The organism is Geobacillus sp. PK12 (assembly GCF_004123125.1).
In the GTDB taxonomy this organism is placed as follows: domain Bacteria; phylum Bacillota; class Bacilli; order Bacillales; family Anoxybacillaceae; genus Geobacillus; species Geobacillus zalihae.
The window spans coordinates 23,457-38,289 of record NZ_SDKL01000047.1 but is presented as its reverse complement, the minus strand read 5'-3'; the positions used below and the strand labels follow the sequence as shown (position 1 = coordinate 38,289).

The following is a 14,833-nucleotide window of genomic DNA, read 5'->3' as shown; positions in this document are numbered from 1 at the left end:
GTTTAGTTGTCAATTTATGTCAGTGAATTTGCTCATCTACAGTAATGAAATAACGTGTTCGTCATCGCAGGAGTAAAACAGTGTTTTTCCTTCACGGCGATACTTAACCAGTCTCAGATTTCGTAACATACTAAGCTGATGGGAAACGGCTGATTGAGACATTTCCAACACTTCTGCAATGTGATTGACATTGCACTCTTCTTGCGATAACAAATAAAGAATTTTGATTCTTGTTGGATCAGATAATACCTTAAATATTTACGATACATTTTCAATGGTTTCAGATTTTAAGAAAGAATGGTCTTCTGTCTTCATGATGATTTCCCTCACCTTATTTATTATATATGAGCATATGTTCATATGTATGTATCATATTTTACATTCATTTTTTTGTCAAGTTTAGGAAATGTTTTTAATGAAAATGTATGATTTAGCTCATAATGAATGGAAGGAGGCTGATGATATGGGACACAATCATAATCATTCCCACGTACCGGATAACAAAAAGGGATTAATGATCGCTCTTCTTATTACTTCGGGGATAACGGTTTTGGAGTTCTTTGGCGGACTATTGACGAATAGCCTAGCATTATTATCAGACGCAGGGCATATGTTAAGCGATATTGGCTCTCTAGCTTTGAGCTTAGTCGCTATGTGGTTCGCCGCAAGACCACCTTCTCCACGAAAAACATACGGTTTTTACCGATTTGAAATACTGGCAGCTCTGTTGAATGGACTGCTCTTATTCGTCATTGCGGGATTTATTTCTTACGAAGCTTATAAACGTTTTTTTGAACCTCCAACAGTCTCAAGCGGTACAATGATGCTCATTGCTACCATTGGATTGTTGGCAAACATGACTAGCGCATTTATTTTAACAAAAAAGAGTGATACCAAAGAAAATGTAAATGTGCGAAGTGCCTATTTGCATATTATCTCTGATGCATTAGGTGCAGTTGGGGCAATCGTGGCAGGGATTGTAATGTACTTCTTCGGCTGGTATGTGGCTGACCCCATCATCAGTGTTGTCGTGTCGCTATTAATCCTAAAAAGCGCTTGGAGTGTAGTAAGCAGCTCCTTCCACATCCTGATGGAAGGAACGCCGATTACCATTGATATGGAGAAAGTAAAGCAAACGCTTCAGTCCATTGAGGGGGTAAAAGATGTTCACGATTTACACGTCTGGACAATCACCTCTGGGTTGGATTCGCTCAGTTGCCATTTGCTCATCGATGATACCAAGGATAGTCAGGACATTTTGAAACAGTCTATCCAACGGATTGAAGAAGAATTTCACATCTTGCATACGACCATTCAAGTGGAAAAATCGGACTTGCAACATGCCGATTTAAGGGTATAAAAAGGACAGCAGTGAGCTGTCCTTTAAAATATCAGCACATCTTTTGTAAATTCTTCTTCAAGTTCCCGTATGACGTTATCCTCATTACTTGTTTGTTGTATTTGTTCCTCTTTTTTTTCTGTTTCTTTCTTGTCTTTATCCCTGTTCATTAGAAACCTCCGTATGAATGCAGTTTATCGATCGATTCAAAATGACCGCTTTTTATTGTTCGTTTTGGGTTTCATTTTTAGCATCCTCCTTGTTACGTTCTGTATACCATATCATCCCCACATTTTAGTTGTGTCACATCCGCTTTCATATTTTTAGCGATGTCTTGTGATATGACAAGAAAAAAGACGTTCCAAAACTGTTTTAAGTTTGAACGCCAATTTGCTTGTCATTTTAATCTTTCCACCTCTTAACTGAACCCGTTATTTTATGTCGGTCTTTTTTCTTTTCCATCTTGAACTATCGATTCCCGTTAGTGCAATAGGTGACTTCATGATGTAAAGATTCATCTTTTTTAGGTGGGATTTTTTATAATGACATATCCCCCATGGGGGGATATTATTATTTAAGGAGGGATTAGTATGAGTGAAAAAAATCGTGAACATAGTCATCGACACAATCATGAACATAAATACCGAAAACAAGTTATTAACCGATTAGCAAGAATCGAAGGACACGTTAGAGCTATTAAGGAAATGGCTGCTGAAGGGCGTGATTGTCCAGATATTCTTTTGCAAATTGCAGCAGTTAGAAAAGCTTTGGATAGCACGGCAAAAGTGATCTTTGCAGACCATATGGAAAGTTGTCTTGTTGATGCCGTACACCAAGGCAATGAAGATCAAGTATTAAACGATTTAAAAAAAGCTTTAGATAATTTCATACGTTAGGAAGTGATTGATATGCTTTCAGAACGCATTATTCAGGAGCAAACAACCAAACAAAAGATTTCCATGATCATTTCCTTGGCTGTTCCAGCCATGATTGAAAATATTCTCCAAACTGTGGTTGGTTTTGTCGATACTCTTTTTGTTTCTAAACTCGGATTAAATGAAGTCACCGCAGTTGGTGTGGCTAATGCTGTCTTAGCTGTATATATCGCGGTTTTTATGGCAATCGGAGTAGGTACGTCCTCGCTTGTTGCTCGTTATATAGGAGCCGGGGATTTTGAAAAGGCAAAGGCTGTAGCAAAACAATCAACTTGGATTTCTTCTATAGCAGGCTTATTATTGGGTATTATTACTTTATTGTTTGCTGAACCACTACTTCGAATAATGGGTGCGGAACCCAATGTTTTGGCTGATGGAACCGTTTATTTTCGTATTGTTGCGGGACCATCCATTTTCATTTCCCTTATGTTTATTTTTGGAAGTATTTTAAGAGCTGCTGGGGATACAAAAACACCAATGAAAGTTAGTTGGTGGATTAATTTTATTCATATTGCATTAGATTACATCCTCATATTCGGACTAGGGTTTAATGGGTTTGGGGTTGCCGGTGCAGCTTGGGCAACGGTAATTGTTCGTATTCTAGGTGCAATCGCTCTTTATTATTACATTAAAAAGTCCAAAGTTTCTTTCTCGATTTTTGGCGGTACGTCAAGTAAATCATTTACTTCTCCAATTTTAAAGTTATCTGGACCGGCAGCAGCAGAAAGGCTTATTATGCGTTTGGGTCAGGTACTCTATTTTGGATTGATTGTCCGAATCGGTACCGAAACCTATGCCGCTCATACAATTGCAGGAAATATTGAAACCTTTTCTTATATGCCGGGTTATGGCTTAGCTGTAGCTGCTACGACATTGGTAGGGCAAAGCATTGGGGCTAAACTTGAAAAAGAAGCTTATAAATACGGAATGCTAACCACAGGAATTGCCGTAGGGTTTATGTCCTTCGTCGGAATTATATTGTTTTTCTTTTCACCTTGGTTCGCAGCTTGGTTTACCACAGATAAAAACGCAATCGATATGGTGACTACGGCATTAAGAATTGATGCATTTGCTCAACCAGCGTTGGCTGTTGGCTTAGTTTTAGCAGGTGCTTTACAGGGGGCAGGAGATACCAAAAGTCCAATGTACAGTACAGCTATAGGAATGTGGATCATTCGTGTTGTAGGTGTTTATATATTGGGAATTCAATTAGGAATGGGTATAGTTGGTGTTTGGTTATCGATAGCTATAGATTTATTTGTTCGTGCCATCTTTTTGTTCTTTATGTTTAAAAAGCGAATGTTTTATCTATCTAATCAAGGAGAATATCAGCACTAATCAAATAAATGGGGGAAAGGTTCTATCGAAAATCTTTACCCCAAAAAAACTATACCTATAATGGAACATTATTGCCAGTTAGTCATCCTTAGAGCGAGCTTCACCACAGATGATGGGAGTTCATTCGTCTTTCCATGGAAAACAACCATGCTTTTAACAGAGCCTACAGAAAAAATAAGTAAAATGAAACCAATACAAAACCGATTATAGCTATGATAACGCAGTATATTTTTGTAGATGTGCGTAAAGCTGTTCCGAAAATCTCTTTTCCCGTCACGGAAAGCATGACCCCCATCGCCAACGCGATAATCATTGCTACTAGCCAAGGGACCCCCATTCCATAATTGCTTCCTATGAAGGCTCCAACTCCTACGGGGGCGGAGGCTATGGTTGCCCCAAGTATGATGCTGAGAATTCCAAACCCAGCCATCAGCAAGGGAGTAAAAACAGCAATACCTTCTGGAATATTGTGAAGCATAATCGCAGTCATCATTGGTTTAGTCAATGAATCGTGAGTATTGGCTCCAAGTGCGATGCCTGTTGGAAAATTGTGTAGGGCAATACTGAATCCTGAATCCGTGACAAAACATCTTTACAATGGTCGCAAACCGTTGATACGATAAGGGAAAACGACGTTGACGATTCTTCATCAAGTAGGTGATATGATGAAAGATTTCCCGATTCGGTTTGTATTGACAGATGAAGCGATTACCCCAAGTGCTGGGCTTGCTCTCGTTGGCTACTTACTCCATCGAACGAAACTGGATAAACGGGTAAACGCACTTCGGCTTCCAACGGTTCGTCGAGAAGTGCACATTTCCCATAGCGATGTCATTCGCTCGATGATTGGCTTGCTTGCCACAGGAAAAACGGATTTCGATCATATCGAAGCGTATCGTCAGGACGATATCTTTTCGGCATCGATGGGGATTCAGCACGTGCCTTCCTCTCCAACCTTGCGACAACGACTCGATCAGCTCGCTTGTCTTCCGATGACCGAAACGATTCTTTGGGAGGAGTCCATACGTCTGTTGATTCAACGACATGCCACTTTGTCCCCTTGTTGGACCAAAGGAAAGACGACATGGCTTCCCCTTGATATAGATGGTTCCCCATTTGACAACTCCGATACGAAAAAAGAAGGAGTCAGTCGAACGTATAAAGGATTTGACGGTTTTACGCCGTTGTTTGCGTATGCAGGGAAGGAAGGGTATCTCGTTCATGCCGAGTTGCGTCCAGGGAAACAACATGTGCAAGACAACATGCCTTCGTTTTTAACTACCGCCATCCGTCGAGCTCGTCAACTGACTTCATCTCGTCTGTTTGTCCGCATGGATGCAGGAAACGATGCGGAAGCGAATGTGCACGTATGTCTAAAGGAAGACGTGGACTTTGTCATCAAGCGAAACTTACGCCGAGAATCGAAAGCGCTTTGGTTCCAGATCGCTTCGCAAAAGGGCAGACGCATCGATGATGGACAAACCGAAGGAGTACAAACGTATGAGTTATGCCTTCCACAGACCGCAGCGATCGATGGAAACACGTATACGTACGTTCAAGTCACCCAAGTGACGGAACGAACGATGGAACGAAATGGACAGCTGATGCTCGTTCCTGATTATGAAGTGGAAAGCTATTGGGTGCGGCTCAAAGGATACGAGCATGTTCGAATGAGCGATGTGCTCGCGTTGTATCATGACCATGCGACATGCGAACAGTTTCATAGCGAACTGAAAAGCGACTTAGATTTAGAGCGGCTTCCATCTGGGAAGATGAAAACGAATGCGCTCGTGTTGGTCATGGGAGCCTTCGTTTACAATCTTCTTCGTCTGATTGGACAAGATCTATTAAGCGATCCGAGACATCCGTTGCACCACAAAGTGAAACGCCGTCGCATCAAGACGATTATTCAGACGGTGATCACGATGGCAGGTCGACTCGTCCGCCGATCACGACAGATCTGGATGAAACTGACGCGAAGGAGTGGGTACAGTATACTCCTACTGAATGTGTATCAAAAATGGAAAGAGGCAAGATAACAAACAGATGTTCGGGTACTCATATCCATCACTCCCCCCTGTACTTTTTTTGTCTCTTTTTTGGTTTGTATCTCCATAAAAGAGGATTTATCTCGTTTTCAAACATGAAAGTGGTGCAGGGAATCATCAAAAAAAGGGATGTATGGATCATATATCCATAGAACTAACACCAAAATCAAAGTTGATTTCCAACCATCACGGATTCAGGTGAATGTTAAAAATAGACCAGAATGTACAAATAAGTCTTTTTTAGCGTCATTGGTAATAATGATCACATGATGGGAAACCTTTTCTAGATGCTTATAAATAAAATAACCAAAAATCAATCCGACAATAGCAATAAACCAACCTCCAATTTCTATGCTTTCAGGCAAAATTTCCATCGTGACCAGTCCAAATATCATACCACTACATACTGAAAAAATGGTTGGCGTTCCTTTTTGCCAGCCTTTAAACAACCAAGCAATCACTCCGCCAGATAACATTCCAATAGCAGAAGCAGAAAACCCTAAAAGCCAAAGTGAGTTCATCCATCATCCCCCTTGTACTAAGTTGTCTTTACTTTTATATCTGCCAAACTTATAAAATATGCCTTAAGAAAACAAAAAATCCTCCACCGTGGGAGGATTGTAAAGCCTTCGTTTTCGGAAAAGTGAGGTTTGTTTATTATAAAGGCATTGGAGTTTTAGTTGGTTTTGCGTAACCTTCTTTGTACTTTTCATCAATGTAATGGCGAATTTCCTTTATAGACTTACCTTCTTGTTTCATTTTAATGGATTCCGCTGCGATTTGTAAGCAAACACCACAACGAGTACCGTGGTCATCCCAGACAACAGAACCATCTTTATTGATTTTTTTGACAAAGCAATTCATACTACTTTTATGTCCCGCACTCTCGGCACAACCGCAATAACAAGGAATCCATTGTAACAACTCTATTGATTTGCCAGCAGCTTGATATACCAAGCGGACCTCTTCACTTTGACCTTTCAAAAAGGTCGGTAAAACGTCAGCAGAAGCAGTTTTTTCTTGCAAATCCCCATTGGAAGAATGCTCTTGATGTGATTGTTCTTTATTGGAACTGCAAGCCGAAATGATCAAAGTGAGCAGAAGTAAAACAATCATTCCCTTATATTTCATCCTTGTCACCTCTTATAACATTAGACATGACTAATATATCATAAGGGGTGGACATATTCAGCGTAATAATAAATTGTTCAAAATATTGTCAATTTATAAAGCTAAATCAACATATTATATTAGTCAACTATAATATGATCAGTTATAATAGGTACCGTCAAGAATTTTGTGTAATGCAAGATAGATAGGGTATCTCTGAAATGGATTTGGAATGGATAGGGGACTAGTTTCCTCCACACGAGGGACTGAATATTCAGTCTATTGCGCAGAAAGGGAGAATCCCCTTATCGTATTGGTTTGATATTTACATTATTTGGTTAATTGTAACGTTCTTCAAACATTCGCTCGAGGGCTTCCTGTGCTTCGGCAAATCCTCTTAACTTTCGCCCTGCCCATTTCTCATTAAAATCTTGGATGGTCAAATACACGACTTTTTCCGCGGCTTCTAAACTGCTCAAACTGTTCATCGGCTTTAGACGTTTCCGAATCTCTTTGATCGTTCGTTCAATGGCATTGGTTGTATAAATCACACTTCGAATACTGCTCGGATAGTCCATAAAGGTGAGAAGGACATCCAACTCATTTGCCCACGATTGGACTTCCCTTGGGTATTTGTGAGACCATTTGGATTGAAACTGTTGAAACATCTCCAATGCGATTTCTTTATTCGGAGAACGATAAATGAGTTTCAGGTCCTCCGCCATTTCGAATTGATCTTTTTTCCGAACACAACGGAGATAGCAGCCGTTTCTCCTATTCGGTGTTCGAGCCTGTTCGATTTCGAGGAAATGTTTGATTTCTTCCCGCATAATCAGCTCTAATTTTTCTTTCACAAATTGACGAATAACACTTTCCAGTTGATTTGCCCAGTCGACATTCGGTATACTTCTTTTAGACATAGGTAGGGTTCTCCTTTCTCTAAGATTTTTGGTCCAATCAGAGAATACCCTACCTTTTTTCTTTTGTTCTAGCAAAATGTTTTACACAAACTTTTATACATCACCAATCGGTCAGGGTGACTTTTTGGTAATACTGCTTGCTGATATAACTTGTGTTTAAGCATTGAATGGATTGGCAATTTGCGAATTTTTTCTATGTTTATCAAACTTCCTTCATTTTCCCGGGCTTTTTTGATTATGTCAAAAGGAATATCCGGATGGACAAAATAATTTTCAATCTCAGCTTGAGTAACTCCCAGCTTTCGGGCTATCGTGACAACCTTTACTCCGCTATTAACCATTTGATCAATCAACATATGTTTGTCTAACCACTTTGTTGTTTGATGATGGAACATCCTCCTTAGCAACTTAATTCGTTGTTCCGTTTCATTCGAATATCGCTGAATAACGCAAAATATTTTTGGGCACCTTTTATGCATTTCATTCATTTTTTTATATGCTAAGTATTCTGGGTACCCCGCAACTAACCAATATTTATCTTCCGTTCGATCCTTTTCAACAATAACATGGCTGCTTAACTGATCCCCTCCCTCTAATATTTTGACCATTTTCTCTACTGCTCTTTTTGAAACATTTTCAACGTATATGGGGACAATTTTATCTAATTCAATGGATTCCATCCAAATCCCATCAAGCTTCATTCGTACCCCTCCCCATCATATTTTGTAAAACTATATGAGAAGGGAAATTTGTCTAATAACAATAAACCAGCATTAGGAATCCAATATCCTAATGCTGGTTTGTAAAAAGAGATCGTGTCATATATGCTTGTTTCGGATGGTTTATTTGCTCTGGATATAGCGGTTCTAATTTCCCTTCCTTAAGCAATCGTGAAATGTACTTTTTGCGAAGAGGATCCATCTGCCTATTCAGTAATTCACTTAATTCTTTGAGCGTTAACGGCTTAATTGCACAAAGATTTAAAATGATCTCATCCATTTCGGAAGGATGTAATCTCTTTTTCTTTCTTGCCAATTCAGAAATATCCAATAGCACTTTTTCATGATCTTTTGTTTGTTCGTTTTCGTTAGGTCCGGAGTTAGCAGCGTTAGGTCCGGAGTTATTAACATTAGGTCCGGAGCTTATCCGATTATATCTGGAGTTCCCTATAGACTTTTGATGAAACATTTCCGTTAGCGTATATTTTGTACCTCTTCCTTGTCCATTTGGTTCTAAATATCCTTTTTCCACCAGTCCGGATAATAATTTGCTTATTTCATCACTCTTTTTATCTGTCAGGCTTTGCAATCTCGTATTGGTCACATAATTTTCTTGATGTGCCGTCACTAAAATTAATACTTCATCATTGGTTAAAAACTTATAATGTTTCCCAAGAACTGCTTTTAGAAAATCGACGCTTTCCTGCGGTAATAATGAAGTTGTTCGCAACGTAAGAATCGTGCGATCCGGCTGAAATTCTTCAATTAATTCTGGGGCAGTCCAATGTTGTTCTTTCCACGCCAAATGAATATTCTCAATCCCCGACCCTGCCCGTTCACCAAGTCCGATTAACATAAACATTTTAAAAATCGTTGGATTTCTCGGATCACTTATTCCACCTTTCAGTGCTTGTTGCAAAGGAATCCGAAGAACACCCGGGTTGGAAAATCGAAATAACATCTTTTCCTTTTCGATAACAATTCCGCGTCGCCCGTAGTAATCGGCATGAGCCAACGTATTGACTAAAGCCTCACGAAGAGCAGCGTGCACCCTTGTATCATCCTTGCGAAAAAGCCCCTCCATTTGAAAAGGAATGTTTAAATCATCCGTTAGTCTGCGGATCACTTTAAAATAAAAATCATACAAATTCCCCGACCAAGTGCCGTCGGAAGAAATAATCCGATCTGTCCATCTCTCCCCCGGCACATCCGAACTCTTTTCCCGATATTCTAAGAAATACTGCGGTAAATACTCTGTAATGCTGCGCTCTTCCCCAAACATGAGCAACCCGGCTAATGTTAGCCCTTCCTCGTTGGTTTCGCGTAGCCTTCCCAAAGCTCCAATTTTATATAAAAAGTCCTTCAGTTCTAAACCATTCCAAGGATGATCTGGTTTCAAAGAAGAAAAGCGATTTCGATAACTTCTCACCGATTCCATATTCAAATCATTTAAACCGTAATTGGGAAGAACTTTGCTGTCTTGAGGAATTGGAGATTGATCCGCTATCATTCGCTGTACTTCTTCTTTTGTACATTTATAGTCTCCTTCATAATTGCGGCGATATGTACCTGTAAAAGGATTATGACCAATATAAATTGGCTTGTCCTCACGTGAAGCTCTTGGAACATAAATTTTCACGATTTCTTTTCCGTCAACTTCAACAATTTCTACATTTCGATCCACTAAGATATTTTTGCTAATTCTTTGTGGATTATTAATTCCGTCCCAAAAGTCTTTAACTAACTTTTTTGCATCAACATGGACTGGGAAAAACTCTTGTCCTTTTTGCTCGACCCCAAGCAAAATAATACCGCCATTTGTATTCGCAAAAGCAGAATACGTTTCCCAAACATCTTTCGGTAACCCGCCTTTGGCTGCTTTACATTCCAATTCGGCATTTTCTCCATCGTCTATAATACGCAACAAATCCTTCGCGTCCATTCCGTCATATATCCCCTTTAAATTTCTAATATTTACTACAAATTATTTGACAACGAAAAGAAACAATCCTTTTAACATTCAACAAATTATACAATTTTCCATTTGTCAAAGAAATTTATGATTCACCAGGACAAAATGTATTACAAACGTTATTTTAGCATGATCACTAAACATTATCGAACCATACAGCAACCATGAATCAAATGAGCAATAATTAAAAATTGCAACATCAAACAAATAAAAAAATCACTTTCGTATACAAGTGATTCCACATTTACATATTTAAAGCTCCTTTGCGAAACGAAGCCCATCCTTCGTTCATGATTTTCGTCTCCAGCTGCGGCCAAAAATAAAGCATTTCCTCGCGCATCATCGTTAAAATGTCGCGTTGCCAATCCTCCAGTTCGCGGCTGTATTCTTCAATGAACAATAGCACATCTTTTTCCGGTTGCGGCGGAAACTTGCGCCGTTTTTTTCGCGGCGGCGTTTTCAGTTTGTTCCGCTCGTCAAGCGACCATAAATCGTCGTACGGCGTCGATGTTTTCGGAGGCTCCTCCTCTTCGTACACTTCCGTATCTTCCCACGTCCATGACAGCTTCGGCCGCAGGAGCGAGGGATCGATATGCTCCTGAATGGCCAAGACGGCATCCAAAAATTTTTCCACTTCCAATTTTCCGTATTGATGTTCATAATGCTTGATCCGCTCCGCTGTCGCCGCCATGCTTTCCACCATATCGCGCTTCGTGTTGCTGAAGCGGACGTTGTTTTTGAAAAAGTCGCTGTGAGCCAACACATGGGCGACGATCAGCTTATTTTGGATGAGCGTATTCGTATCGAGCAAAAACGCGTAGCAAGGATCCGAGTTAATGACAAGTTCGTAAATTTTGCTTAACCCTAAATCATAATGAAGCTTCATTTTGTAAAACTGTTTCCCAAAGCTCCAATGGGAAAATCGCGTCGGCATTCCGTAGGCGCCAAACGTATAAAGAATGTCCGCCGGACAAATTTCATAACGCATCGGATAAAAATCAAGGCCAAATCCTTCCGCAATTTCGGTAATTTCGGCAATGGCCCGTTCCAGCTCTTTCAGCTCGCCCTTCCGCATCCATCTCCCCCCTTTTTCCTCTTATCACAATGTATGAGGGAAAAGAAATTTTGATACGTTGAATCATTGCCCATGCTTTCCATTTCTGCCTGCCGTCCGTTATAATTTGTGTTGTACACGACATATTTCCATAAAGCGTGGTGATCGTTTGCATCAATATTGGCATCATTTCATTGAACATTTTGGCTACATCGGCATTATGGTTGCGCTGATGCTCGGCATCGTCGGGCTGCCGATCCCCGACGAGCTGCTGTTGACATATGCCGGTTACCGCGTTTCAACGGGGGCGTTTTCGTATCCGCTCGCTTTTCTTTCCTGCTGGCTTGGAGCCATCATTGGCATCTCGCTCAGCTATATGCTCGGGATTACGCTCGGGCTGCCGTTTTTGCATAAATTTGGTCCGAAGCTTCATCTTACGGAGAAGCGGCTCGAGCAAACGAAAGCGCTTTTTTCGAAGCTCGGCCCAGCGGTATTGTTCATTTGCTATTTCATCCCCGGCGTTCGGCATCTCGCCGCCTTTTGGGCCGGCATGAACGCCTACCGTTGGAGAAAGTTTGCTTTGTTCGCCTACAGCGGGGCGATGGTGTGGGTCGCTGTCTTTTTGACGATCGGCGCCTATTTTGAAAGCCGCTGGATGGCCGTCAAGCAGTACATCCATGCCTACCGTCCATTCTTATTTCCAGTCTTTTTGGTCGCTCTTGGTTTCGCCATCTTCTATTGGTACATCCAGCAAAAGCGAAAAACACCGGGCTAATCTCCGGTGTTTTTCATTCTCTATGCGCGCTATACGTTCTCGCGCGGGCCGCGATGGTACGTTTCCGTCAGCAGACCCATAAACAGGCCGAATCCGAACATAAACATCGAGGCCCCGATAATGCTGAGACTGATGATCGTCAAGAAATAGTCTTTGTTGTAAGCGCTTGCGATAAAACTAAGCAAAAACAGTACAACTCCGACAATCAATCCCACTGACGCCATCCATTTGCACATGTTGATGATTTCTTGCCCTTCGTGCCGTTTGTTCATTCTCATCATCCCCTTATTTTGAGGATACTATCCTTGTCACAAAATTGCAACATTTATTTTTCCTTTTTCGTTTTCATTTCGGTTATAATTTATATTTTGCCTTCTGTCGCAACATTTACAGGGCAACAAAACGCCCCGCCGTCATACACTAACAATGACTCCTTCTTGATAAAGGAGGCATGCCGCTTGAACACCGTCGACTATGATAAGGCGCTCTATTACACGCATCGCTCCGAATGGGACAATTTGCTCATTTTAATGGTGCGTACGCCTGATGATATTCTGTCGAAAAAAATTGAAAAGTTTCTCCACGCTTATAATTTTGAACATGACTACTCCGTCATCCAGGAGCGGTTGCACGCCTTGCTTCGCTATATTGACCATGCGCTTGAAGTGAGCGAACAAAAAATGGGAGTCGAGCAGTACGCGCAGTTTTACTCGTAAAACGAACGGGGAATTGGCCGATGCCAATTCCCCGCAGATTGTGCTGATCATTGCGCATAAGAAGGCGAAACGGTGCTAAGCACATCCTTTACGCGTTGCATGACGGCTTCTGTTAAGCGCGCTAGTCTTTCTTCGCTGTCCCCCAGCGACGTCCCTTTGACGCCGAAGTACGCCTTCATTTTCGGCTCCGTCCCTGATGGACGCAGACAAAACCACGAGCCATCCTCCAAGATATACTTGAGCACATTGGATGTCGGCAAATTAATGGCCGTTTTTTCGCCGGTCAACGTGTTCGTCCGCTCTTTCGTTTTGTAATCCTCAATCACCGTCACCTTTTTCCCCGCGGCCTCCACCGGCGGCTGTTGGCGGAACGACGCTAAAATCGCGGCAATCGCCTCTGCTCCTTCTTTGCCTTTCAGCGTGAGCGATCGTTGTCCCTCGCGGTAATAGCCGTACTGGTCAAACAATTGCAAGAGCGCCTCATACAACGATAGCCCTTGCTTTTTATAAAACGCACACACTTCCGCCGCGAGGACAGCCGCCTGCACGGCATCTTTGTCACGGACAAAATCGCCGATCAAATACCCATAGCTTTCCTCATATCCGAACTGGAACACATATTGCCCTGTTTGCTCGTATTCCTTTATTTTTTCACCGATGAATTTGAAACCGGTCAACGTATCGACCGTCTCAAGACCAAACGATTGGGCGATCGCCCGACCCAATTCAGACGTCACGATCGTTTTTAAGACAACACCATTTTCCGGCAGAGTGCCTTGAGCTTTTCGTTGCGACAGCAAATAGTGGAGCAACAAGCCGCCGGTTTGATTGCCGGTCAGCACGACATAGTTTCCCTTGTCATTTTTCACCGCCACGCCCAGCCGGTCGGCATCCGGGTCGGTGGCGATCAACAGATCAGCGTTCACTTGCTTGCCCAACTCCATCGCCATGGCGAAGGCCGCGTGTTCTTCCGGATTGGGCGAGGCGACCGTCGAGAAATTCGGATCCGGCAACTCCTGCTCTTTGACGACAAAGACGTTTTGGTAGCCGAGCTCAGCGAGCGCGCGGCGCACCGGTTTGTTTGACGTGCCGTGAAGCGGCGTAAACACGATATGGATCGCCGTTTCCCGAGCGAGCTCCGGATGGATGGAAATCGTTTTGACCGCATGGATATAAGCATCATCGACTTCGCTTCCGATGATGCGAATAAGGCCTTTTTCTCTTAACGTTTTCTCATCTTCCACATGAATGGCGAGCTCATTTTCGACTTCATTGACATAGCGGATCACTTGGTCGGCGACAGCAGGCGGCAGCTGTCCCCCGTCCTCTCCATACACTTTATAGCCGTTATATTCGGGCGGATTATGGCTAGCGGTGATGACAATGCCGGCAAACGCCCGCAAATAGCGAACAGCAAACGACAGTTCCGGCGTTGGACGCAATTCATCAAACACGTATGTTTGAATGCCGTTCGTCGCCAACGTTTTCGCCGCCTCCATCGCAAATTCCGGCGACTTATGCCGGGAGTCATAGGCAATGACGACCCCGCGTTGCTTCGCCTCATCGCCAAACGATTGTATGTATCGCGCCAATCCTTCCGACGCTTTTCGCACCGTATACATGTTCATTCGGTTCGTCCCCGGGCCAATCTCGCCGCGCATGCCGCCGGTGCCGAATTCGAGATTTTTGTAAAAGCAATCCTCCAGCCATCGTTCATCATGGCGGCGTTGTTCCAACAACCGCTTCAATTCCGGATCGAGCTGCGGCTCACGCAGCCATTGTTCGTATTTTTGTCTCCACTCCATCGCTGTTCCCCCTTGATTTTCATTTTCCCTGTTTATGTATTCGCTCCCATCATACAATATACCTGCCAAAAGAAAAAGGATGCCCTGGAAAAAATGTGGGCA

At 42.3% G+C, this 14,833-nt stretch carries 15 protein-coding genes and 2 pseudogenes; 6 read left to right on the top strand and 11 right to left on the bottom strand.

The genetic code is table 11. The features are described 5' to 3' along the window. Positions 1-36: 36 nt before the first annotated feature. Positions 37-258 (bottom strand): ArsR/SmtB family transcription factor, encoded by a 222-nt coding sequence (locus tag ETR37_RS14335; RefSeq protein WP_240673908.1) that lies wholly within the window; start codon positions 256-258, stop codon positions 37-39. A gap of 148 nt (positions 259-406) precedes the next feature. Here ETR37_RS14335 and ETR37_RS14330 point away from each other — a divergent pair, with 148 nt between their 5' ends. Next, complete coding sequence (locus ETR37_RS14330) at positions 407-1,360, top strand: cation diffusion facilitator family transporter (protein ID WP_483299681.1); 954 nt, start codon at positions 407-409, stop codon at positions 1,358-1,360. 23 nt (positions 1,361-1,383) lie between these two features. Here ETR37_RS14330 and ETR37_RS20035 read toward each other — a convergent pair whose 3' ends face one another. Further along, positions 1,384-1,509, bottom strand: a complete 126-nt coding sequence (locus ETR37_RS20035; protein ID WP_020279753.1) for a hypothetical protein — start codon at positions 1,507-1,509, stop codon at positions 1,384-1,386. A gap of 420 nt (positions 1,510-1,929) precedes the next feature. Between ETR37_RS20035 and ETR37_RS14325 the strand changes: the two genes are divergently transcribed. Further along, a complete protein-coding gene (locus ETR37_RS14325; protein WP_020754474.1) occupies positions 1,930-2,235 on the top strand; it encodes a metal-sensing transcriptional repressor in 306 nt (101 codons plus the stop codon). Between the two features lie 12 nt (positions 2,236-2,247). Next, positions 2,248-3,612 (top strand): MATE family efflux transporter, encoded by a 1,365-nt coding sequence (locus ETR37_RS14320; RefSeq protein ID WP_020279754.1) that lies wholly within the window; start codon positions 2,248-2,250, stop codon positions 3,610-3,612. Between the two features lie 163 nt (positions 3,613-3,775). Here the strand turns inward: ETR37_RS14320 and ETR37_RS14315 are convergent, their stop codons facing one another. Next, positions 3,776-4,174, bottom strand: coding sequence for a ZIP family metal transporter (locus tag ETR37_RS14315; RefSeq protein WP_255411659.1), 399 nt, complete (start codon positions 4,172-4,174; stop codon positions 3,776-3,778). A gap of 103 nt (positions 4,175-4,277) precedes the next feature. On the opposite strand from ETR37_RS14315, the gene ETR37_RS14310 reads away from it, so the two are divergent. Continuing rightward, the gene (locus tag ETR37_RS14310) at positions 4,278-5,651 is read left to right on the top strand and encodes an IS1380-like element ISGsp2 family transposase (protein ID WP_129447440.1); all 1,374 of its coding nucleotides are present in this window, start codon (positions 4,278-4,280) and stop codon (positions 5,649-5,651) included. A 203-nt stretch (positions 5,652-5,854) separates the two neighbouring features. On the opposite strand, the gene ETR37_RS14300 is transcribed toward ETR37_RS14310, so the two are convergent. The 6 genes and pseudogenes from ETR37_RS14300 to ETR37_RS14275 form a co-directional block, all read right to left on the bottom strand. Continuing rightward, positions 5,855-6,181 carry a ZIP family metal transporter gene (locus ETR37_RS14300; protein WP_240673906.1) on the bottom strand — a complete coding sequence of 109 codons (327 nt, stop codon included), beginning with the start codon at positions 6,179-6,181 and terminating at the stop codon, positions 5,855-5,857. Positions 6,182-6,317: 136 nt separating this feature from the next. After that, the gene (locus ETR37_RS14295) at positions 6,318-6,791 is read right to left on the bottom strand and encodes a PCYCGC domain-containing protein (RefSeq protein WP_011230081.1); all 474 of its coding nucleotides are present in this window, start codon (positions 6,789-6,791) and stop codon (positions 6,318-6,320) included. Between the two features lie 317 nt (positions 6,792-7,108). Next, a pseudogene (locus tag ETR37_RS14290) lies at positions 7,109-7,528 on the bottom strand (transposase); the annotation flags it as partial. 230 nt (positions 7,529-7,758) lie between these two features. Continuing rightward, the gene (locus ETR37_RS19840) at positions 7,759-8,391 is read right to left on the bottom strand and encodes a hypothetical protein (protein ID WP_021322734.1); all 633 of its coding nucleotides are present in this window, start codon (positions 8,389-8,391) and stop codon (positions 7,759-7,761) included. A gap of 88 nt (positions 8,392-8,479) precedes the next feature. Continuing rightward, on the bottom strand, positions 8,480-10,351 hold the full coding sequence (locus tag ETR37_RS14280; RefSeq protein ID WP_129447439.1) for an RNA-binding domain-containing protein: 1,872 nt from the start codon (positions 10,349-10,351) through the stop codon (positions 8,480-8,482). Between the two features lie 298 nt (positions 10,352-10,649). Continuing rightward, positions 10,650-11,456: pseudogene (locus ETR37_RS14275) on the bottom strand (SpoVR family protein); the annotation flags it as partial. Between the two features lie 148 nt (positions 11,457-11,604). Between ETR37_RS14275 and ETR37_RS14270 the strand changes: the two are divergent. Then, positions 11,605-12,210 (top strand): DedA family protein, encoded by a 606-nt coding sequence (locus ETR37_RS14270; protein WP_013523015.1) that lies wholly within the window; start codon positions 11,605-11,607, stop codon positions 12,208-12,210. A 29-nt stretch (positions 12,211-12,239) separates the two neighbouring features. Here the strand turns inward: ETR37_RS14270 and ETR37_RS14265 are convergent, their stop codons facing one another. Then, positions 12,240-12,488 (bottom strand): hypothetical protein, encoded by a 249-nt coding sequence (locus ETR37_RS14265; protein ID WP_060788772.1) that lies wholly within the window; start codon positions 12,486-12,488, stop codon positions 12,240-12,242. A gap of 180 nt (positions 12,489-12,668) precedes the next feature. Here ETR37_RS14265 and ETR37_RS14260 point away from each other — a divergent pair, with 180 nt between their 5' ends. Further along, positions 12,669-12,926 carry a YhdB family protein gene (locus tag ETR37_RS14260; protein WP_013146280.1) on the top strand — a complete coding sequence of 86 codons (258 nt, stop codon included), beginning with the start codon at positions 12,669-12,671 and terminating at the stop codon, positions 12,924-12,926. A gap of 47 nt (positions 12,927-12,973) precedes the next feature. On the opposite strand, the gene ETR37_RS14255 is transcribed toward ETR37_RS14260, so the two are convergent. Next, on the bottom strand, positions 12,974-14,731 hold the full coding sequence (locus ETR37_RS14255; RefSeq protein WP_015373995.1) for a phospho-sugar mutase: 1,758 nt from the start codon (positions 14,729-14,731) through the stop codon (positions 12,974-12,976). Between the last annotated feature and the right edge of the window lie 102 nt (positions 14,732-14,833).

Bases quoted from the DNA above. Each gene is read 5' to 3' on its own strand.
- ETR37_RS14310 (WP_129447440.1), top strand. From the start codon at position 4,278: ATGAAAGATTTCCCGATTCGGTTTGTATTGACAGATGAAGCGATTACC.
- ETR37_RS14295 (WP_011230081.1), bottom strand. From the start codon at position 6,791: ATGAAATATAAGGGAATGATTGTTTTACTTCTGCTCACTTTGATCATT.
- ETR37_RS14330 (WP_483299681.1), top strand. From the start codon at position 407: ATGTTTTTAATGAAAATGTATGATTTAGCTCATAATGAATGGAAGGAG.
- ETR37_RS14255 (WP_015373995.1), bottom strand. From the start codon at position 14,731: ATGGAGTGGAGACAAAAATACGAACAATGGCTGCGTGAGCCGCAGCTC.
- ETR37_RS14300 (WP_240673906.1), bottom strand. From the start codon at position 6,181: ATGAACTCACTTTGGCTTTTAGGGTTTTCTGCTTCTGCTATTGGAATG.
- ETR37_RS14325 (WP_020754474.1), top strand. From the start codon at position 1,930: ATGAGTGAAAAAAATCGTGAACATAGTCATCGACACAATCATGAACAT.
- ETR37_RS20035 (WP_020279753.1), bottom strand. From the start codon at position 1,509: ATGAACAGGGATAAAGACAAGAAAGAAACAGAAAAAAAAGAGGAACAA.
- ETR37_RS14265 (WP_060788772.1), bottom strand. From the start codon at position 12,488: ATGAGAATGAACAAACGGCACGAAGGGCAAGAAATCATCAACATGTGC.
- ETR37_RS19840 (WP_021322734.1), bottom strand. From the start codon at position 8,391: ATGAAGCTTGATGGGATTTGGATGGAATCCATTGAATTAGATAAAATT.
- ETR37_RS14320 (WP_020279754.1), top strand. From the start codon at position 2,248: ATGCTTTCAGAACGCATTATTCAGGAGCAAACAACCAAACAAAAGATT.
- ETR37_RS14280 (WP_129447439.1), bottom strand. From the start codon at position 10,351: ATGGACGCGAAGGATTTGTTGCGTATTATAGACGATGGAGAAAATGCC.